The 20,309-nt window shown below is 60.7% G+C and carries 18 protein-coding genes; 7 read left to right on the top strand and 11 right to left on the bottom strand.

All coding sequences use genetic code 11. The features are described from left to right. Positions 1-13: 13 nt before the first annotated feature. The 3 genes from KGB14_RS27600 to KGB14_RS27590 all read left to right on the top strand — a co-directional run bounded on the left by KGB14_RS27600 (position 14) and on the right by KGB14_RS27590 (position 4,725). Positions 14-1,774, top strand: coding sequence for an ATP-binding protein (locus tag KGB14_RS27600; RefSeq protein WP_223490679.1), 1,761 nt, complete (start codon positions 14-16; stop codon positions 1,772-1,774). Then, the gene (locus KGB14_RS27595) at positions 1,774-3,108 is read left to right on the top strand and encodes a sigma-54-dependent transcriptional regulator (protein ID WP_223490677.1); all 1,335 of its coding nucleotides are present in this window, start codon (positions 1,774-1,776) and stop codon (positions 3,106-3,108) included. The genes KGB14_RS27600 and KGB14_RS27595 overlap by 1 nt, the downstream gene beginning before the upstream one ends. Positions 3,109-3,405: 297 nt before the next feature. After that, on the top strand, positions 3,406-4,725 hold the full coding sequence (locus tag KGB14_RS27590; RefSeq protein WP_223490675.1) for an MFS transporter: 1,320 nt from the start codon (positions 3,406-3,408) through the stop codon (positions 4,723-4,725). A gap of 117 nt (positions 4,726-4,842) precedes the next feature. Here KGB14_RS27590 and KGB14_RS27585 read toward each other — a convergent pair whose 3' ends face one another. Further along, positions 4,843-5,598 carry a hypothetical protein gene (locus tag KGB14_RS27585; protein ID WP_223490673.1) on the bottom strand — a complete coding sequence of 252 codons (756 nt, stop codon included), beginning with the start codon at positions 5,596-5,598 and terminating at the stop codon, positions 4,843-4,845. Between the two features lie 384 nt (positions 5,599-5,982). Between KGB14_RS27585 and KGB14_RS27580 the strand changes: the two genes are divergently transcribed. Next, positions 5,983-6,612, top strand: a complete 630-nt coding sequence (locus tag KGB14_RS27580; protein WP_223490671.1) for a flavin reductase family protein — start codon at positions 5,983-5,985, stop codon at positions 6,610-6,612. Here the strand turns inward: KGB14_RS27580 and KGB14_RS27575 are convergent, their stop codons facing one another. Both KGB14_RS27575 and KGB14_RS27570 read right to left on the bottom strand, forming a co-directional pair. Next, complete coding sequence (locus KGB14_RS27575) at positions 6,613-6,843, bottom strand: hypothetical protein (protein WP_223490669.1); 231 nt, start codon at positions 6,841-6,843, stop codon at positions 6,613-6,615. Positions 6,844-6,884: 41 nt separating this feature from the next. Beyond that, positions 6,885-7,238 carry a putative quinol monooxygenase gene (locus tag KGB14_RS27570; protein WP_223490667.1) on the bottom strand — a complete coding sequence of 118 codons (354 nt, stop codon included), beginning with the start codon at positions 7,236-7,238 and terminating at the stop codon, positions 6,885-6,887. Positions 7,239-7,574: 336 nt separating this feature from the next. Here KGB14_RS27570 and KGB14_RS27565 point away from each other — a divergent pair, with 336 nt between their 5' ends. Beyond that, positions 7,575-8,504, top strand: coding sequence for an AraC family transcriptional regulator (locus KGB14_RS27565; RefSeq protein ID WP_223490664.1), 930 nt, complete (start codon positions 7,575-7,577; stop codon positions 8,502-8,504). 105 nt (positions 8,505-8,609) lie between these two features. Here the strand turns inward: KGB14_RS27565 and KGB14_RS27560 are convergent, their stop codons facing one another. The 6 genes from KGB14_RS27560 to KGB14_RS27535 all read right to left on the bottom strand — a co-directional run bounded on the left by KGB14_RS27560 (position 8,610) and on the right by KGB14_RS27535 (position 16,045). After that, positions 8,610-9,665, bottom strand: a complete 1,056-nt coding sequence (locus KGB14_RS27560; protein WP_052967300.1) for an ABC transporter ATP-binding protein — start codon at positions 9,663-9,665, stop codon at positions 8,610-8,612. A gap of 15 nt (positions 9,666-9,680) precedes the next feature. Continuing rightward, complete coding sequence (locus tag KGB14_RS27555) at positions 9,681-10,529, bottom strand: ABC transporter permease (RefSeq protein WP_223490662.1); 849 nt, start codon at positions 10,527-10,529, stop codon at positions 9,681-9,683. Then, a complete protein-coding gene (locus tag KGB14_RS27550; RefSeq protein WP_223490660.1) occupies positions 10,526-11,434 on the bottom strand; it encodes an ABC transporter permease in 909 nt (302 codons plus the stop codon). Before KGB14_RS27550 ends, KGB14_RS27555 begins: the two co-directional genes overlap by 4 nt. A gap of 194 nt (positions 11,435-11,628) precedes the next feature. Further along, positions 11,629-12,732, bottom strand: a complete 1,104-nt coding sequence (locus KGB14_RS27545) for an extracellular solute-binding protein (protein ID WP_223490657.1) — start codon at positions 12,730-12,732, stop codon at positions 11,629-11,631. A gap of 218 nt (positions 12,733-12,950) precedes the next feature. Next, positions 12,951-14,399, bottom strand: coding sequence for an aldehyde dehydrogenase family protein (locus KGB14_RS27540; protein WP_223490655.1), 1,449 nt, complete (start codon positions 14,397-14,399; stop codon positions 12,951-12,953). Between the two features lie 8 nt (positions 14,400-14,407). Further along, positions 14,408-16,045: a 5-guanidino-2-oxopentanoate decarboxylase gene (locus KGB14_RS27535; protein ID WP_223490653.1), complete on the bottom strand. Its 1,638-nt coding sequence runs from the start codon at positions 16,043-16,045 to the stop codon at positions 14,408-14,410. Positions 16,046-16,204: 159 nt separating this feature from the next. On the opposite strand from KGB14_RS27535, the gene KGB14_RS27530 reads away from it, so the two are divergent. Further along, positions 16,205-17,086: a LysR substrate-binding domain-containing protein gene (locus KGB14_RS27530; RefSeq protein WP_223490651.1), complete on the top strand. Its 882-nt coding sequence runs from the start codon at positions 16,205-16,207 to the stop codon at positions 17,084-17,086. Positions 17,087-17,227: 141 nt separating this feature from the next. Here KGB14_RS27530 and KGB14_RS27525 read toward each other — a convergent pair whose 3' ends face one another. Continuing rightward, positions 17,228-17,842, bottom strand: coding sequence for an NAD(P)-dependent oxidoreductase (locus KGB14_RS27525; RefSeq protein WP_223490649.1), 615 nt, complete (start codon positions 17,840-17,842; stop codon positions 17,228-17,230). 212 nt (positions 17,843-18,054) lie between these two features. Then, on the bottom strand, positions 18,055-18,936 hold the full coding sequence (locus KGB14_RS27520) for an MBL fold metallo-hydrolase (RefSeq protein ID WP_223490647.1): 882 nt from the start codon (positions 18,934-18,936) through the stop codon (positions 18,055-18,057). 220 nt (positions 18,937-19,156) lie between these two features. Between KGB14_RS27520 and KGB14_RS27515 the strand changes: the two genes are divergently transcribed. Next, positions 19,157-20,062: a LysR family transcriptional regulator gene (locus tag KGB14_RS27515; RefSeq protein WP_223490645.1), complete on the top strand. Its 906-nt coding sequence runs from the start codon at positions 19,157-19,159 to the stop codon at positions 20,060-20,062. The last annotated feature ends 247 nt before the right edge of the window (positions 20,063-20,309 follow it).

The following is a 20,309-nucleotide window of genomic DNA, read 5'->3' as shown; positions in this document are numbered from 1 at the left end:
TGTTTCCCACAGCATGCTGCCGACTTCCCGTACTCTGCGCCTGTCGCTATATACCCTGCTGATCATCGCCGGTGCGGTGCTCGCCGCGACCCTGGCCATCCGCCACGCCGAACGCCAGGCTCTGGTGGAAGACGCCGCACGCGCCAATCAGCAACTGGCGCTGTACGCGAACTCGCTGCACACCCTGATCGACCGCTACCGTGCCCTGCCCGCCGTGTTGGCCCTGGACCCGGAACTGCGTGACGCGCTAAACGGTGAAGTCAGCCCCGAGCAGCAGCTTGCGCTGAACCGCAAACTGGAGAAAATCAACGGCGCCGCGCACTCCTCGACCCTGGAGTTGCTCGACCGAACCGGCCTCGCCATTGCCGCCAGCAATTGGCGCCTGCCCAGCAGTTACGTTGGCCACAATTACGGCTTTCGCCCCTACTTCAGCCAGACCCGCACCCAGGGCACCGGGCGCTTTTATGCGGTGGGTGTGACCAGCGGGATTCCCGGCTACTTCCTGTCCAGTGCGGTGACCAGCGACAGTGGTGAGTTCATCGGCGCCATGGTGGTGAAACTCGAATTTCCGGAACTGGAGCGCGAATGGCGCCAGGGCAGCGATACATTGCTGGTCAGCGACGCCCGCGGGATCATTTTCATCGCCAATCAGCCCGGCTGGCGCTATCGCCAATTGAAACCCCTGAGCGACAGCGACCGCGCCGAACTCAAGGCCACCCGCCAATACGACAAACAACCGCTGACCCCGCTTGACTATCAAGCGCTGCGGCATTTCGACGACAACAGTGCGCTGACCCGGGTCGATGGCCCCGACGGGACGGCGGATTACCTGTGGGAATCGCTGCCGCTGGCCGCCGAAGGCTGGACGCTGCACCTGTTGCGTCGCCCGCAGGTCGCGTTCGAAGACAGCCGCAACGCCGGGCTCGCCGCCGCCGGCGCCTGGCTGACGCTGGTGTTTCTGTTGCTGTTCCTCAATCAGCGCTGGCGCCTGGCGAAGATGCGCCAGCGCAGCCGCGAAGAACTTGAACAATTGGTGGAAGAACGCACCCGCGATCTGCGCACCGCCCAGGACGGGTTGGTGCAATCGGCCAAACTCGCCGCCCTCGGCCAGATGTCCGCGGCGCTGGCCCATGAAATCAATCAGCCGCTGACCGCCCAGCGCATGCAGCTTGCTACTCTGAGGCTGCTGCTCGATCACGGTCGGGTCGACGATGCCTACAAGGCGCTCAAACCGGTGGACGACATGCTCACGCGCATGGCCGCCCTCACCGGCCACCTGAAAACCTTCGCCCGCAAAAGCCCCAGCGGCCTGCGCGAACGGCTGGACCTGGCGGCGGTGGTCGATCAATCCTTGCAGTTGCTCGATGCGCGCCTGCGTGACGAGCACGTCAGCACCGTGTTGCATCTGACTCGCCCGGCCTGGGTGCGTGGCGATGCGATTCGTCTGGAACAGGTGTTGATCAATCTACTGCGTAATGCGCTGGATGCGATGCACGACAAACCCTGCAAACGTCTGGAAATCCGCCTCGAAGCCGATGAACAATTGTGGCGCCTGAGCGTTTCCGACAACGGTGGCGGCATTGCCGAAGAGAACCTGGGGAATGTGTTCGATCCGTTCTTCACCACCAAACCGGTGGGCGATGGCCTGGGCCTCGGGTTGGCCGTCTCGTTCGCCATCGCTCACGAAGCGGGCGGGCGCTTGAGTGCCGATAATGGTGAAAACGGCGCGGTGTTCACCCTGACGTTGCCCATTGATCTGGAGGTACCTGGCTGATGCTCAATTCGGTGATGGTGGTCGATGACGAAAGCAGCATCCGCAGCGCCGTCGAACAGTGGCTGAGCCTGTCGGGGTTCGAAGTGCAGCTGTTCAGTCGCGCCGACGAGTGCCTGGCGCAACTGCCGAAGCATTTCCCCGGGGTGATCCTCAGCGACGTGCGCATGCCCGGCATGACCGGGCTTGAGCTATTGGCCGAAGTCCAGCGCCGCGATGCCGACTTGCCGGTGATCTTGCTGACCGGGCACGGCGATGTGCCGATGGCCGTCGAAGCGATGCGCGACGGCGCCTATGATTTCCTCGAAAAACCTTTCAGCCCCGAAACCCTGTTGAGCAGCTTGCGCCGCGCGCTGGACAAGCGCCGGCTGGTCCTGGAAAACCGTGCCCTGCACGAGCAGGCGGACAATCGCGCCAAACTCGATGCCACCCTGCTGGGAGTGTCCCGGGGTTTGCAGACGCTGCGTCGGCAGGTGCTGGACCTGGCGACGCTGCCGGTCAATGTGCTGATCCGGGGCGAAACCGGCAGTGGCAAGGAATTGGTTGCCCGCTGCCTGCACGACTTCGGTCCCCGCGCGGACAAGCCCTTCGTGGCGCTGAACTGCGCGGCGATTCCCGAGCAGTTGTTCGAGGCCGAACTGTTCGGCCATGAGAGTGGTGCGTTCACCGGCGCCCAGGGCAAACGCATCGGCAAGCTCGAATACGCCGATGGCGGCACGCTGTTTCTCGATGAAATCGAAAGCATGCCGCTGGCCCAGCAGGTGAAATTGCTGCGGGTGTTGCAGGAACAGAAACTCGAGCGATTGGGTTCCAACCAGAGCATCCACGTGGACTTGCGGATCATCGCCGCGACCAAACCCGACTTGCTGGATGAAGCCCGGGCCGGACGCTTTCGCGAAGATCTGGCCTATCGATTGAACGTCGCCGAATTACGGCTGCCGCCATTGCGCGATCGCCGTGAAGACATTCCCCTGCTGTTCGAGTTCTTCGCGCAAAGTGCCGCCGAGCGTTTGGGTCGCACCTTTGCGCCCTTGAGCGGGCCGCAACTGAGCCATCTGCTGAGCCACGACTGGCCGGGCAATGTGCGCGAACTGGCGAACGTCGCCGAACGACAAGTGCTGGGCCTGGGCGAGCCGGAGCCGGTGGGGATCGATCCCGGACAGTCGCTGGCGGCGCAGCAAGAAGCCTTCGAAGCGCATTGCTTGCGCGCGGCACTGACCCGACATAAAGGTGATGTGAAAGCGGTGCTTGAAGAACTGCAACTGCCGCGTCGTACCTTTAATGAAAAGATGCAGCGGCATGGGTTGAGCCGCGAGATGTTTTTGCAGGACAGCTGATTTGTGGTGCCTGTGCCGGCCTCATCGCGAGCAGGCTCGCTCCCACAGTAGATTGGTGTACGCAGGACCATTGTGGGAGCGAGCCTGCTCGCGATGAGGCCGGCACAAGCAAAGAGCCCCATGACTCTATAAGCGGATTTCCGCTCGCGCCCGATCCTGAATAAGCGGATTTCCGCTCAATAAAACCCGCTACCCCCTCTAAACCGGCCCTCCTCCCTTTGGCACAGCTCCTGCTATAGCCCCAGCAGGCTGCGTTTTAACGCGCTCCACAAAAACAATTAAACGAAGGATCCTTCAATGGATAACTCCAACGCCCTGCCCCTTGGGTCGGCCGCCGTGCCGGCTAAAGAAAGAACCACCGCCAGCCGCATCAAATCGATCTTCAGCGGCTCTGTCGGCAACATGGTCGAGTGGTACGACTGGTACGTCTACGCCGCCTTCTCCCTGTACTTCGCCAAGACCTTTTTCCCCGCTGGCTCCTCCACCGCGCAATTGATGAATACCGCTGCGATCTTCGCCGTGGGCTTCCTGATGCGTCCGATCGGTGGCTGGCTCATGGGCCTCTACGCCGACCGCGCCGGTCGCAAACGTGCGTTGATGGCATCGGTGTACCTGATGTGCTTCGGTTCGCTGCTGATCGCCCTGAGCCCGAACTATGAAACCATCGGCATCGGCGCGCCGATCCTGCTGGTGTTCGCCCGCCTGCTGCAAGGTTTGTCGGTCGGGGGTGAGTACGGCACCTCGGCGACTTACCTCAGCGAGATGGCGACCAAGGAACGTCGCGGCTTTTACTCCAGTTTCCAGTACGTGACCCTGATCTCCGGCCAGCTCATCGCCCTGGCGGTGTTGATCGTGTTGCAACAGACCCTGACCACCGAGCAGCTGTACGCCTGGGGCTGGCGCATCCCGTTCGCCATCGGCGCGCTGTGTGCCGTGGTCGCGCTGTACCTGCGTCGTGGCATGGAAGAAACCGAGTCGTTCACCAAGAAAGAAAAATCCAAGGAAAGCGCCATGCGCACCTTGCTGCGTCATCCCAAGGAACTGATGACCGTGGTCGGCCTGACCATGGGCGGCACGCTGGCGTTCTACACCTACACCACGTACATGCAAAAATACCTGGTGAACACCGTCGGCATGAGCATCACTGACTCCACCACCATTTCCGCGGCGACGTTGTTCCTGTTCATGTGCCTGCAACCGATCATCGGCGGGCTGTCGGATAAAGTCGGTCGTCGGCCGATCCTGATCGCCTTCGGTGTTCTCGGAACACTGTTCACGGTGCCGATCCTGACCACCCTGCACACCGTCCAGACCTGGTGGGGCGCGTTCTTCCTGATCATGGCGGCGCTGATCATCGTCAGCGGCTACACCTCGATCAACGCGGTGGTTAAAGCCGAACTGTTCCCGACCGAAATCCGTGCACTGGGTGTTGGCCTGCCGTACGCGCTGACCGTGTCGATCTTCGGCGGTACCGCTGAATACATCGCGCTGTGGTTCAAGAGCATCGGTATGGAAACCGGTTACTACTGGTATGTCACCGCGTGCATCGCGGTGTCGTTGCTGGTGTACGTGACCATGAAAGACACCCGCAAGCATTCGCGGATCGAGACCGACTGACAGCAACATTGATGGAGGCTGTTAAGGCCCCATCGCGAGCAGGCTCGCTCCCACAAGGGTCGGTGTACACAGATCCAATGTGGGAGCGAGCCTGCTCGCGATGGCCGCACTTCGGTCTCAAGACAACTCGGCAACTTCCTGCTTCGCGTACTTGTTCTGCACGTAAGAAGCCCCCGCGATCATCACCACCAGAATCCCCGCCAACACCAGCGACGAGCCGATGGTGCCGAAATCCAGGCCGCCCTTTTCATGGGGTTTGGTCAGGAAGTCGCCCAAGGTCGCGCCGAATGGCCGCGTCAGCACGAACGCCAACCAGAACAGCAACACCGACGAAATTTTCGTGAAGTATTTCAACAGCACCACCAGCGCGATAGTCGAACCGATCAGTAGCGCGCCACCGGCAAACCCCAGCCCCGAGTCGTCGGCCAGGTAATCGCCGAGTGCCGTGCCCAAGGTGTTGGAAAACAGAATCGCCATCCAGTAGAACATCTCGCCACGGAAGGTCTGGACCTTGGTGACGTTCAGCGAATCGCCGCTCAAGCGCCAGGCCGCGAAAATCCCCAGCAAAATCGCAATCAGGATCATCGAACCGGTGGCGTAACCCAATTCAAGGGTGCGGTCCATGAAGTCGGACATGGTGGTACCGGCCGTGCTGGTCGACAGAATCACGATCCAGTACAGCACCGGCTTGTAGGTTTTGGACATCAACTGCGTGACCAGCGTCAGCACGAACACGCTGATCAGGATCAGCGAACTGATGGCGTAACCGACGTTTAGGGTCATCGACAGCAAATCCCCCGCGGTTTCACCCAGGGTCGTCGCGCAGATTTTCATGATCCAGAACGCGAGGGTGATCTGAGGAAGTTTATTCATGCAAGGTGAGCTCCAGTATTCATGGCGACCGTTTTTTCAGGTTATTGGCCGTTGCGCAGACTGAAGGCGAGGCAGTGAAAAATAGGTAAGTGCAGTATGAAAAATCTGTCACGCACGCAAAAGAGCGCGATTAATCTCACCACCTGATAGCCCGGTCTTGATCGGCCTTAGTCATTTCTGAAGCAAAGCAAAATGCCGGCATCGACACAAAACCCTGTGGGAGCGAGCCTGCTCGCGATGGCGACGTCACAGGCAACATCTCTTTTGAATGTCAGTGAGCTATCGCGAGCAGGCTCGCTCCCACATTAGATCTCATCGCTGGAAATAACCCGCTCGTCCTTGCACTATGATCGATCCCGAAACAAAGCCTCAGGAACCCCGTCCATGCCCGACGACATCCATTTCTACGAACCCGCCAACGGCCACGGCCTGCCACATGACCCGTTCAACGCCATCGTCGGCCCGCGCCCTATCGGCTGGATTTCTTCCCAGGACGCCAACGGTCGCCTGAACCTGGCGCCCTACAGCTTTTTCAATGCCTTCAACTACATCCCGCCAATCATTGGTTTTTCCAGCGTCGGGCGCAAAGACAGTCTGAACAACATCGAACAGACCGGCGAATTCGCCTGGAACCTGGCGACCCGGCCGCTGGCCGAGCAGATGAATCAGAGCTGCGCCATGGTCGGGCCCGAGGTCAACGAATTCGAACTGTCCGGGCTGACCACCGCCGCGTCGAAAATCATTCAGGTGCCACGGGTCGCCGAAAGCCCGGTGTCCTTCGAGTGCAAGGTCACGCAGATCATTCAGTTGCAGCGCGCAAACAAGGAAGTAGTGCCAAGCTGGCTGATCCTCGGCGAAGTGGTCGCCGTGCATATCGCCAAGTGGCTGTTGGAGGATGGGGTATACGACACCGCCGCGGCAGAACCGATTCTGCGCGGCGGCGGGCCGGCGGACTACTTTCAGCTGGGGCCAGAGGCATTGTTCAAGATGTTCCGCCCAGGGGCGGTCAAGTGATTACCAGAGCAGGTCGGCGTCTTCTTTGACGTCTTTGAGGTGGGTCAGCTCTTTGGCCGCGGCCTCGTCGGCTTCATGAGCGGTCTTGAAAGTCTGGCCTTCCAGCACTTTGTGAAAACGCGGGGCACCGGCACCACCAAGGGCTTTGACGGCAATCGCGGCGTGGTAACCGCCCTCACACGGAACTACTGCTGAAACGGCTTCGAAGTGTTCAAAGGCTTTACGTGCCATGTCGCGGATCCTGGCTAATGGAGAATGACGCCATTAAACCCTCAACCGGCGAGTTTGTGTACCGCTGACTGGGACTGGCCGAGGGCCTGGGCCGCCGAGACATCCTTGAAGGTATGGAAATCCAGGCTGTTGACCACCAGCTCTTGCACCAGCTCGGCAAAAATCTGCATCGCCGGGCTGCCGAAGTAAGCGGTCATGGCCTGTTGGTTGGCCCAGAAACCGGACACAAGCCACAGCTCTGGATCGCATTGCGAGTGCTGCAGGGCGAAGCTCAGGCAACCCGGCGCGTTGCGCGACGGCTCGATCAAGGCGCTCAGGCGCGCACCGAGTTCTGCCGAACGCCCGGCGCGGGCGCGAACGAAGGCCATATGACTGACGGGGATTTGCGTAGACATGTTCAACCCTCCCAGGTCATTCAGTGGCAGCCGGGGACGGGCTGCGACAGGATCCAAGATTAGGCGGCGCGCCACGATCGTCGTTAGTCGATTTCTGCCGACGCATTGCACAATCCTGCGAGACTTGGCTCAACACCTGTAACAACCCGGTAAAACCCGTCACATCACTGTCACACGCGTTTTGTGTAGGCGCTGCCCATCTGCGTCACATCATGACGGGGCAGCACACCAAGCCCATGCAGAATCAGGCAAGCTTTTGGCAGGATGTGTCTACCGCTGTCCCTTGCACAAATTTAAGCTCAGCCCATTACCCACACTTCACGGAGGATTCCCTGCATGTCGTCGCTCGATCACTTTCAGGCTCCGCTTCCCGCCGACATGGAAAAACAGCGCGCGGAACTGGCCGACCTCATTCGTCGCAACACGCAGGACGATGGCTCCTACGCCACCGCCGTCGGTTCGCTGTTCATGTCGCGTCACAGCAAATCCCATGATTTCGCCCCGGGGCTGGCCCAACCGGCCCTGTGCATCATGGCCCAAGGGCGCAAGGAAGTGCGGTTGGCGGATGAGTACTTCAATTACGACCCGCTCAATTACCTGGTGGTGTCGGTGTCGATGCCCTTGAGCGGGCGGGTGGTGAATGCCTCGCCCGAGGAACCGATCCTCGCCGTGCGGCTGGACATTGATCCGGCGGAAATCACCGCGCTGATTGCCGACGCCGGCCCCATCGGCGTGCCTACACGGCCCACTGGCCGGGGCCTGTATGTCGAGCGCATCGACTCGGCAATGCTCGACGCCGTGTTGCGTCTGGCACGTTTGCTGGACACCCCCAAAGACATCGCCATGCTGGCGCCGCTGATTCGCCGGGAGATTCTGTATCGGTTGTTGCGCAGCCAGCAGGGTCATCGGCTGTATGAGATTGCTATCGCCAACAGCCAGAGCCATCGCATCAGCCAGGCGATCAAATGGCTCAACGGCAACTTTGAACAACCGCTGCGCATCGATGATCTGGCGCGGGAAGTGAACCTGAGCGTGTCGACGCTGCACCACCGTTTCAAAGCGATGACGGCGATGAGTCCGCTGCAATATCAGAAACAGCTGCGCCTGCAAGAAGCGCGGCGGTTGATGCTGGCCGAAGGGCTGGAAGCTTCGGCGGCGGGTTATCGGGTGGGGTATGAAAGCCCTTCGCAATTCAGCCGGGAGTACAGCCGGTTGTTCGGGGCTCCGCCGCTCCGGGATTTGGCGCGGTTGCGGTTGAGTGTTTAGCCGAGTTTGATGTTCCGGCCTCATCGCGAGCAGGCTCGCTCCCACATTGGATCGGTGTACACCGGCCCCTGTGGGAGCGAGCCTGCTCGCGATGGGGCCAGTCAGTCAGGCGCTTAGTACTCGGCACGCCTCAGCCGGCAATGTCACCGACACCGGATTGCCAATGCTCAACCCAACCCCCTGACACGGCGTGCTCAACGCGGTAAACGACACCCCGGAACACTCGACGGTGGTTTCAATCGTCGCCCCGATATCCCGCACAAACGTCACCTTCCCGAGCAAGCGATTCCCCGCCGTGGCTTGGGGTTGCGACAGTTGCAGGTCTTCCGGGCGAATCAGCATTTTCACCTTCTCCCCCACCACAATGCTGCTGCAGATCGGCACTTGCAGCGCATCGCCACCGGGCAAGCTGACCTTGCCGTTGCCCAGCGCCGTGGCCGGAAAAATATTCCCCGAACCAATAAAGTCCGCGACGAATTCATTGGCCGGATGCCGATAGATTTCAATCGGCGTGCCCACCTGCTGCACCCGATGCTCACCCAGCACCACCACGATGTCGGCCATGGTCATGGCTTCGCGCTGGTCGTGGGTGACCATGATGGTGGTGATGTTCAAACGCTGTTGCAGCTGACGGATTTCCACTTGCATCGACTCACGCAACTTGGCGTCCAGCGCCGACAGCGGTTCATCGAGCAGCAGAATTTTCGGCCGCGAGGCAATCGCCCGGGCAATCGCCACGCGTTGGCGTTGACCGCCAGAAAGTTTCGCCACCGGGCGATCGATCATTTCCTGCAGCTGAATCAACTCCAGCAACTCCACCACCCGCGCCTGTTGATCAGCCTTGCTGACCCCGCGCAGTTTCAGCGGATAAGCAATGTTCTCCCCCACCGTCATGTGCGGAAACAGCGCCAGTGATTGAAACACCATGCCGAAATTGCGCTGGTGCGCCGGCGTATGGCCGATGTCTTCACCGTCCAGGCGAATCTCGCCGCCGGTGAGGGTTTCAAGCCCGGCGATCATCCGCAGCAAAGTGGTTTTGCCGCAGCCCGACGGGCCGAGAAAACACACCAGTTTGCCCTCGGGCAAGTGCAGGTTCACATCCTTTACCGCGCAGGCCGAGCCGTAGTGTTTCTCGACGTTTTCCAGAATCAGACCAGTCATGTTGCACCTCAAGAATCAGAACGAAACGCCACCTTCACCGACCAGCTTCTCCAACGCCCAGATCAGAACGAAGTCGATCAGCACGATCAGCACGGCAAACGAGAAAACGGTAGGGTCGAGCGAAGACACGGTGCGGCTGTACATCCAGATCGGCACGGTCATGACGTCGATGGTGTAGAGGAAATAGGTCACGGTGAATTCGTTGAACGAAACGATGAACGCCAGCAGCATGCCCGCCAGAATCCCCGACTTCATCAGCGGCACCACCACATCGACAATCGCCCGTAGCGGTGAAGCGCCGAGCATTTGCGCGGCCTCTTCGACTTCGCTGCCAATGGAGAGCATCGCTGCGGTGCAGTTTTTCACCACGAACGGCAGCGCCAGAATCACGTGGGCAATCACCAGCCGTGAAGTGGTGATCTGGAACGGCAGGCTGTCGAACACCAGCAGCAAGGCCAGCCCCAACACCACCATCGGAAACACCAGTGGCAGCGACATCAATTGCAGCGCCACCGCTTTACCGCGGAACTCGCAACGGGTCAGGGCATAGGCTGCCGGCACCGCGATGATCGTGGCGAAGACCATGGTCAGGCAGGCCACCATCAAACTGGTGCTCATGGCTTTGCCGAGGCTCAGCACGTCGCTGGCGTCCGGTGACACGAAGGTGTGCCAGGCGGCCTTGTACCATTGCAGGCTGTAGCTGCCGGGCGGGAAGTCGAGGTTCGACGCGCCGCTGAACGACATGACGATCATGGTCAGGATCGGCAGCACCGCCAGCAGCAAAATGAAGCCCGACAGGATGCCGGCAAATTTGCCGGTGTCGCCCGGCAACAGTGAATGGCGCTTCTTGATCAGGGTGCTCATTGGGAAGCCTCCAGCATGCGCCGACGACGGCCGGTGATGTATTCGGACAAGGTCATGATCGCCAGGGTAGTAACGATCAGCACCACACCGGCAGCGGACGCGGCGGGCCAGTTCATCAGCGGAGCGATCTGGTCATGCACCATCACCGCCAGCATCGGCACGCGCCGACCACCAAGCAGCAGCGGCACCACAAAACTGCTGGCGTTGTAGGCGAACACCAATGTCGCGCCGGTAATAATCCCCGGCATGCTCATCGGCAACACCACCTGACGGAACACCTGCAAACGACTGGCGCCGAGGGTGGCGGCGGCTTCTTCGTAAGTGCGGGCGACGCCGCGCATGGCGCTGGCGATCGGCAGCACGGCCAACGGGAACGCGGTTTGCACCAGGCCCATCAACACGCCGTTCTGGTTGTACAGCAACATGATCGGCCGCTTGATCAGGCCCAGGCCCATCAGCGCCTGATTGAGCATCCCGCCGGGACCGAGAATCACCAGCCAGCCGTAGCTTTGCAGCAGCAGGTTGACCAGCAATGGCAACAGCACCGCCGCGAGGAAGATCCGCCGTACAAACGGTGAGGTCAGCCGCGACATGGTGTAAGCCACCGGGATCGCCAGCAGCACCGCAATCACCGCGCTGATCAGCGCCAGGCGCAATGTCAGCAGCAACGATTTGAGGTAATAGGGTTCCAGCAATTGGGCGTAACTGGCCAGGCTGAACCCGGTCCACTCCGCGCCTTTGGTGCCGACGCTCATGCGCAGCACCAAGAGGCTTGCGGCAATCAGCACGCCGAGAAACAGCATCGACGGCGAAAGAAAAAGCCACGCACGCGCCGTCGGTGAGACACCCCGATTGACGCGCGTTGGTGCGGCGCTTACCGGATGGGTCAGAGGTTGGTGTTCCATAGCAAGGGTCTCGTCAATGGAAAGCAGCTGACAAACACAAGATTTCCAGACACATCGGCCCCTTGTGGGAGCGAGCCTGCTCGCGATAGCGATCTGTCAGCCGACATCGACGTTGAATGTCAGTCCGCAATCGCGAGCAGGCTCGCTCCCACAGGGGATCTACAGTGTTTTCAGAACCTGTGTTCGCCACTCGATCAGGAAGAAAAGATTTCCGTGTAACGACGAATCCATTGGTCATGCACGGTGGCCAGGAAGGCGTTGTCGTGCATGATCGCCTTCTCGGAAATCTGCTCCGGCGTGAGGATGTACGGGCTCTTGCGCGCTTCGGCGGAGATGATCGCCTTGGCGTTGACCGGACCGTTGTAGATGTCTTCGGCCATCTTGCCCTGCACCAGCGGGTCCAGAGAGTGGTTGATGAACGCGTAGGCCAGGTCGGTGTCGCCCGGGCGATTCTTCGGCATCACCGACAGCATCAGGTCGGTGTAGAAGCCTTCCTTCATGCCGAAGGTGGCGCCCAGACCGTAGGCCGGGTCGCGAATCTGTTTCGGGAAAAACGCCGGCGCGTACAAGCCGCCCATGTCCAGAGAACCGGTGCGGAACAGCTCGGCAATCTGGTTCGGGTTTTCGCCCAGGGTCACGACGCGGTCTTTCAGCTCGGCGAGTTTCTTGAAGCCTGGCTCGATGTTGTGTTCGTCACCACCGGCCAGTTTGGCGGCGATGATGATCAGGTCCATGGCCTCGGTCCAGTTCGGCGGCGGCAGGAAGATATTCGGCGCTGCCTCAGCGTCCCACAGCGATGCGTAACTGTCGGGTGCTTCTTTCTGGGTGCGGGTGCTATAGACCAGGCTGTTGCACCAGAGCAGGTAACCGATACCGTGACCGTTGGCGCCAGTGCGGTATTTCTCCGGCACGTCCACCAGGTTCGGGATGCGGTTCAGATCGGGTTTTTCCAACAGGTTGGTGGCGGCCAGACCTTCGGCGCCGACGCCGGCCAGAGTGATGATGTCGTACTGCGGACGATCACCACCGGCCTTGAGCTTGGCGACCATTTCCGAGGTGCTGCCGGTGCGGTCAGCGATGACCTTGCAGCCGTACTTGTCTTCGAAGGTCGCGGCGATGTTGCGCAGTGCCGCAAGGCCGGTGTCATCGGACCAGGTCAGCAAGCGCAGGGTCTTGCCCTGAAAGCGTGTATCGCTGGCATTGGCCTTGATGAACGGCATGCTCATGGCCGCCGCTGCAACCGAAGCTACGCCCACGGTTTTGATGAATTGACGTCTGTTCAGATCGTGCTCGCCCATGAAGGACTCCCTTTGTTTTTTTAAGTATGAGGTGGGTCGCAACCCTTGCATCCGCGCGGTCAGATCAGCTTCAAGCCCCCGGTTTCAAAGGGCAAGAGCGGTGCCGACAGCTTCATCCTGAGGTCGTGCAAAACACCTGACTATCGATAAAAACTCATTGAAGCCATGACGCTGACGCATGCCTCATCACGAGGCATGCGCGGCCTTTTTTCGTGCCCTCAGACGGCCCGAATCACGTGTTTGATTTCCTGGAAAGCCTGCAAACCCCATGGCCCCAATTCGCGGCCGATGCTGCTCTGTTTGTAGCCACCCCAGGCGGTCTGCGGGAAGATCACTTGCGGCGCGTTGATCCACACAAGCCCCGCCTGCAAAGCATTGGCGACCCGATCAGCCGCTTCGGCGTCGCCCGTGACCACGCTGGCCACCAGACCGAACGGGCTGTCGTTGGCCAAGGCAATCGCCTCGGCTTCAGAGGTAAAACTGCGCACGCAGATCACCGGGCCAAAAATCTCTTCGCACCACAGCGCACTGTCGAGGGGCACGTCGATGAAAATGGTCGGCTGCAAAAAATAGCCACGAGGCAAGTCCGCCGGGCGATTGCCGCCACAGATCAACTTCGCGCCGGCACTCAAACCACGATCGATGTGGCCCAGCACACGCTGGTATTGCGCCTGATTGACCAGTGCGCCCATTTCCACGTTGGGGTCGAACGGGTCGGCCACACGAATGGTTTCGGCGCGCGCCTTCAATCGCGCGACAAATGTTTGCGCCAGTTCATCGGCGACCAGCACGCGACTGGTGGCGGAACACATCTGCCCGGCGTTGAAGAAACCGCCGCCACAGGCCACTTCTACGGCCAGCTCGATGTCGGCATCGGCGAGCACCAGCAGCGAAGATTTACCGCCCAGTTCCAGGCTCACGCCCTTCACGGTTTCTGCCGCTCGCTGCATGACCTGCACACCCACCGCATTGCTGCCGGTGAAGGAGATTTTGGCGATGCGCGGGTCAGCCGACAACGGCGCGCCGACGGCCAGGCCGGTGCCGCAGACCAGGTTGAACACGCCGCTTGGCAGGCCTGCTTCGGCGATGATTGTCGCCAGTTCCAGCTCCGGCAGCGGCGTCACTTCAGACGGTTTAAGCACCACGCAGCAACCGGCGGCCAGGGCCGGAGCAAGTTTCCAGGCGGTGGTGACCATGGGGAAATTCCACGGCACGATCAGCCCCACCACACCGCACGGTTCGCGACGCAAACGGGCGCTGAAATCGTCGCTCGGCAACGCCACGGCGCTGTCCTGCTTGGCGTCCAGGCCTTCGGCCAGTTCGGCGTAATACTCGAAGGTGGCGATCACGTCGTCGACATCAATGGCCGCTTCGAACAGCGGTTTGCCGTTGTTGCTCGACTGCAATTTCATCAGCTGTTCACGACCGGCCTGCACGCCAGCGGCGATTCTGCGCAGGATCACCCCGCGTTCGGCGCCCGTGGTTTTTGACCATTCCTTGAAAGCCTTGGTCGCCGCCGTGACGGCCTGATCGACCGCGCGTTCATCGCCGCCGTTAACGGTTGTCAGCAGCGCTTCCGTCGCCGGGTTGATCACGCGCAGATGTTCGTCGCCGGCCGACCATTGACCATCGATGTACAGGCCGTCCAGTGCCGTTGGGAACGTCATGCGAAAAGTCATTTCGACACCGCCTTCATCCACGAAGTCTGGTCGATTTCAATCAGGGTCGGGCCCTGGCGATCGGTGGCCAGACGCAATGCATTGCGCAGTGCTTCGACACCGTTGACCGCCTCCGCTGCGCAACCCAGCGCCTTGGCGACACCGATGAAATCCGGGGTGTAGATGTCCACGCCCACCGGCTCGATGGCGCGGTTGACCATGTATTTCTTGATCTCTTCGTAGCCCTGGTTATTCCACAACAGGACGATCACCGGGGTGCATGCTTCCACCGCGCTGGCCAGTTCCGGCAGGGTAAATTGCAGACCACCGTCGCCGATCAGGCACACCACCGGAGGGCGGGTGCCGCCTTCGACGCGACCACCCAGCCAGGCGCCAATCGCCGCTGGCAACGCATAGCCGAGCGTGCCGTAACCGGTGGACGAGTTGAACCAGCGACGCGGTCGTTCCGGGTTGAACGTGAGGTTGCCGGTGTACACCGGTTGGGTCGAATCGCCGACGAACACCGCGTTCGGCAATTCGTGCAAAACGGTTTCCAGGAAACGGGTCTGGGCCAGTGTCGGGACGTCCCAGGACGCGGCCAATTCATCGCGCAATCGTGCAGCACGCACCTGGCCCCAATCGTTGCGACGCTCGGCCAGCGACTTGTGGGACAGCGCACTCAGCAAGGCCTGAGCGGCGTTGCGCGAGTCGGCCACCAACGCGACCTGCGGCGGATAATTGCGCACGGTCTGGTCGGGGTCGATGTCCACGCGCAGCAATACGCCGGGGATTTCGAAGCCGCCGGCGAAGGTGATGTCGTAATCGGTTTCGGCCAGTTCGGTGCCGATGGCCAGTACCACGTCGGCCTCGGCGACCAGCGCGCGGGTGGCTACCAGGCTTTGGGTTGAACCGATCAACAGCGGGTGGCTCGAGGCGAGCATGCCCTTGGCATTGATGGTCAGGGCCACGGGCGCATCCAGTAGTTCGGCCAGTTCCGTCAGCTCGGCCGCGGCATCGATGGCACCGCCACCGGCGAGAATCAATGGGCGTTTGGCACCGGCCAGCAGTTCGATCATGCGGCTGATTGCGCTTGGCGAGGCACCGGCACGGTCGATATGCACCGGCACGCTGGCGAGCAAGTCATCGGCCTCTTCGACCAGCACGTCCAACGGGATTTCGATGTGCACCGGACGCGGACGCCCGGCCTGGAACAGGGCGAAGGCGCGGGCCAACACGCCCGGCAATTCAGCCGCCGACATCAAGGTGTGGGAGAACGCCGCCACGCCGCCGACCAGTGCACTCTGGTTCGGCAGCTCATGCAGCTTGCCGCGCCCGCCGCCCAATTGGCTGCGCGATTGCACGCTGGAGATCACCAGCATCGGGATCGAGTCGGCGTAAGCCTGGCCCATGGCGGTGGTGATGTTGGTCATGCCGGGGCCGGTGATGATGAAGCACACACCCGGTTTGCCGCTGATGCGCGCATAACCGTCAGCCATGAAACCGGCACCCTGTTCGTGACGCGGCGTAACGTGGTTGATGCTCGAACGGGCCAGCCCGCGATACAGTTCCACGGTGTGAACCCCGGGGATGCCGAACACCTGCTCGACCCCGTAACCTTCGAGTAACTTGACCAATACTTCGCCGCACGTCGCCATGTCTTTGCCCTTTTTGTTCGTTTGAGACGCCGGGCCTGCGCAGTGTTTATGATGGGTTGGCAGGTCCAGGGATGGCCTCATTGGAACGGGCGACACGTAGCCGCAACAATGGATAAAAAGTCATACTAGCCATGTCCTCACGTCATACCTTGGATCCCAATGAAACGATTGCCTCCCCTGCCGGCGCTGCACACTTTTCTGATCACCGCGCAGTGCTGCAACTTCACCCGGGCCGCCGAACAGCTGCACATCACCCAAGGCGCGGTGAGCCGGCAGATCGCCGGGCTGGAAGATCATCTGGGTTATGAGCTGTTCATTCGCCAGGCACGGGGCTTGAGCCTGACCGCCGAAGGACGGGAGTGGTTGCCACGGGTGCAGCAGATTTTCGGCCTGATCGATGAGGCGGTGGAGCACATCGGCGAGAAGCGCGAAACCCTGCAACTGAAAGCACCGACCTGCGTGATGCGCTGGCTGTTGCCACGCCTGTTGCAGTGGCAAAGGGAACGGCCGGATGTACCGGTGGAATTGACCACCACGGTGAAACACGGCGTGGACTTCCATCGCGAGCAGTTCGATGCCGCGGTGATGTACGGCGCGCCGCCGGACAGCTCACTGGCCTCCCGGCATCTGTTCGATGAGCAACTGACCCCCGTGTGTTCCCGACCGATGCTTGAAGGGCCGACGGCTTTGCAGACTCCGGCCGATCTGCAACAGCACTTGTTGCTGCACCCCACCCGCGATGAACGGGACTGGAACGCCTGGCTGAAGGCCGCGGATATTCGGCTGAGCAATGTCGGCAAAGGTCAGCATTTCGAAACCCTGGACCTGGCGATGTCGATGGCGTCCCAGGGGACGGGCGTGGCGATTGGCGATTGGTCGTTGATCGGCGATGACCTGAGTGCCGGGCGGCTGGTCATGCCCTTTGAATTGAAGGTGAAAACCGGGTTGGCGTATTACCTGGTGTTCCCCGAGAAACCGGCGCCTTCGCCGAAATTGCGCGAATTGATGGGGTGGCTGGTGGAGCAGGCGCAGAGTCGCTGAAACCCTGTAGGAGCTGCCGAAGGCTGCGATCTTTTGATCTTTAACGCCTTCAAAGTCGCCGAAAGTCATAGATCAAAAGATCAAAAGATCGCAGCCTTCGGCAGCTCCTACGCCAAACATAGGTGCGCGGTGTTTCGAGGATCAATACCCGACAGTAAACCGCTGCCGCGAATGCTTCGGTGCTTCCACCTCATCGATCAGTGCAATCGCGAAGTCAGCAAAGGTAATCCAGCTGCGGCCCTCTGCACTTACCAGCAAGTCATCCTTGCCGATTCGAAACGTGCTGGTGCGCTCACCTTCGACGAACTCCGCCGACGGCGACAGGAAGGTCCAGTCCAGGTCCTTTTCCTGACGCAAGGTATTCAGGAATTCGGCACCGGCGCTGGCCTCGGCCTTGTACTCCTGCGGAAAACCTTCACTGTCGATCACTCGAGTACCACCCGGCAACAACAGCGAACCGGCACCGCCCACCACCAGCAGACGTTTGACCCCGGCCTTCTTCACCGGCTCGATGATCGCGCTGGCGGGGATGGTGGAGAAGTGCGCCGCGCTGATCACCGCATCATGCCCGGCCACGGCGGTTTGCAATGCAGCAGCGTCGAGCACGTCCACGTTTTCGCTCACGACCCCGGCACGCTGGGCGATTTTCGAGGTGTCGCGAGCGATGGCAGTGACGCTGTGACCGCGACGCAGGGCTTCTTCCAACAGTTGGCTACCGGCACGACCGGTGGCACCGATGATTGCGATTTTGCTCATGACGTTCTCCAATTGGTTTGGGTGAATCTGTATAGGTGTGACTCAGGGCTTTTATGTGGTGAGGGGGGACGACGCAGAACCTGTAGGAGCGAGGCTTGCCCGCGAAGAACGATGACGCGTAATACCTGAAAGACCGCGGTGCATTCTTCGCGGGCAAGCCTCGCTCCTACAGGTTCTGCGTCGTCACACCCTCGCCACAAAGTCTCAGCGGATTACCACTTCATCTCGCCCTTGGCGACTTTGGCGCTCAGCTCCAGCGAGCTTTCTTCGCCCAGGGTCGGGTAGCGTTTTTTCATTGCGTCGATCAGCTCGGCGGCGTCTTTCGCCTTGGCGGTTTCTTCGTCGAAAGCCTTGATGTAATCGGCGGTGAACTGCACCGCCGCCAGAGAACGAGCGCTCTCACCGAGGTAGTGACCCGGCACGATGGTGTTCGGTTTCAGCGTTTCGATCGCATGCAGGGTCGTCAGCCAATCGGCATGGGATTGCGGGGTCTGGGTGTCGGCCATCCACACATGAATGTTTTCGGCCACGACCACCCCACCGACCACAGCCTTGATCGACGGGATCCACACAAAGCTGCGATCCGGCTGCTGGCCGTCCAGGCCGATCACCTGCAATTTCTGCCCTTCCAGCATCAGGCTGTCGCCCTTGAGTACGTGCGGCACGATGGTTTTGTTCGGCACGTCGGCGCCCATTTTCGGACCCCAGAACGCCAGTTTGCCGTCGACGGTTTTTTTGATGTGATCGACGGTCGGTTGCGAGGCCAGCACCTTGGCTTTCGGGAATGCTTTGGTCACGGTGTCGAGGCCGAAGTAGTAATCCGGGTCACCGTGGCTGATGTAGATGGTGGTCAGTTGCTTGCCGCTGGCGCGGATTTTTTCCACCACCTGCTCGGCCTGGGCTTTGCCGAATTGCGCGTCCACCAGAATTGCTTCTTTCTCGCCGCTGACCAGCACCGAGGTCACCGGGAAGATCGCGTTGGTGCCTGGGTTGTAGACGTCCAGCGTCAGGGTGGACGCCGCAGCGGCATGGGCCGCGAAACCGAGCGTGGCGGTTGCCAGAAGAATGCGTTTGAGTGAAGTGAAGCCGATCATCTGTTGCTCCGTTGTCGAAGGCCAGGATTGGCCAATGGCTCTGTAGGAGCTGATGAGTGAAACGAGGCTGCGATCTTGTGACGTTGCTTTTAAAGGCAAGATCAAAAGATCGCAGCCTCGTTTCACTCGTCAGCTCCTACAGGGGACAGAGCTTAGTTGCCTGGTTCGATACAAAAAATGCGATGCTTGAACATAGTTTGTTTCTGAAAGCGGGCAAATCATGGATCGTCTACAAGCAATGCGGGTGTTCGTTACGGTGGTGGACCTGGGCAGTCAATCGGCCGCCGCCGATCACCTGGACCTGTCACGGCCAGTGGTTTCGCGCTATCTGGCGGAGCTGGAGGATTGGGTCGGCGCGCGCCTGATGCACCGCACCACGCGCAAATTGAGCCTGACCGCCGCCGGCAGCGAGATCCTGCCCCGCTGTCGGCAGATGCTCGATTTGTCCACCGACATGCAAGCCGCCGTCAGCGAACCGGACGACGCTCCGCGAGGCCTGCTGCGGATCAGCGTCAGCACCTCGTTCGGCCAGGCGCAACTGGCGGACGCCATGGCGGCTTACGTCAAACGTTACCCCGGCGTCAGCATCGACATGCAAATGCTCGACCGCACGGTGAACCTGGTGGACGAACGCATCGATCTGGCCATCCGCACCAGCAATGACCTGGACCCGAACCTGATCGCCCGGCGCCTGACGGTCTGCCGCTCGGTGATCTGCGCCTCCCCCGCTTACCTGCGCGAACACCCGACGCCGCAACGGGTCGAGGACCTGAGCCTGCACAATTGTCTGACCCACTCCTATTTCGGCAAAAGCCTCTGGCATTTCGAACAGGACGGCGAGCCCGTCTCGGTGCCGGTGCAGGGCAACATCAGCGCCAACGAAGCCAGCACGCTGTTGCGCGCGACGATGGCCGGGGCCGGCGTGGCGATGCTGCCCAGTTACCAGGCCGGCGTGCATATCCACAGCGGCGAACTGATCCGCCTGCTGCCCCAGGCCGAGCCCCGGCAGATGAATATCTACGCGGTGTATGCCTCACGCAAACACATGCCGGCGGCGTTGCGCAGCATGCTTGATTTTCTGGTGTTGAGGTTTCCGGAAGAACCGGAGTGGGATGTCGGGCTTTAAGGCTTCGCCAACTCCTGGATTTGGAATGCATCACCCTGTAGGAGCTGCCGAAGGCTGCGATCTTTTGATCTTCAGCGGCACCGAGAAGATCAAGATCAAGATCAAAAGATCGCAGCCTTCCAGACTGTGTGAAAACGCAATATTAGCGGATCAAGCAAACGCCCCGACTTGTTCGGGGCGTTTGCTTTTGTGCGGGAAGCAGACGAAAAAAGGCTTTTCAGCCCATTAACGCCATCATTTTGGGGAC

It is taken from the genome of Pseudomonas sp. A-RE-19 (assembly GCF_019956555.1).
GTDB lineage: Bacteria > Pseudomonadota > Gammaproteobacteria > Pseudomonadales > Pseudomonadaceae > Aquipseudomonas.
This window is presented reverse-complemented; position numbering and strand designations above follow the sequence as displayed.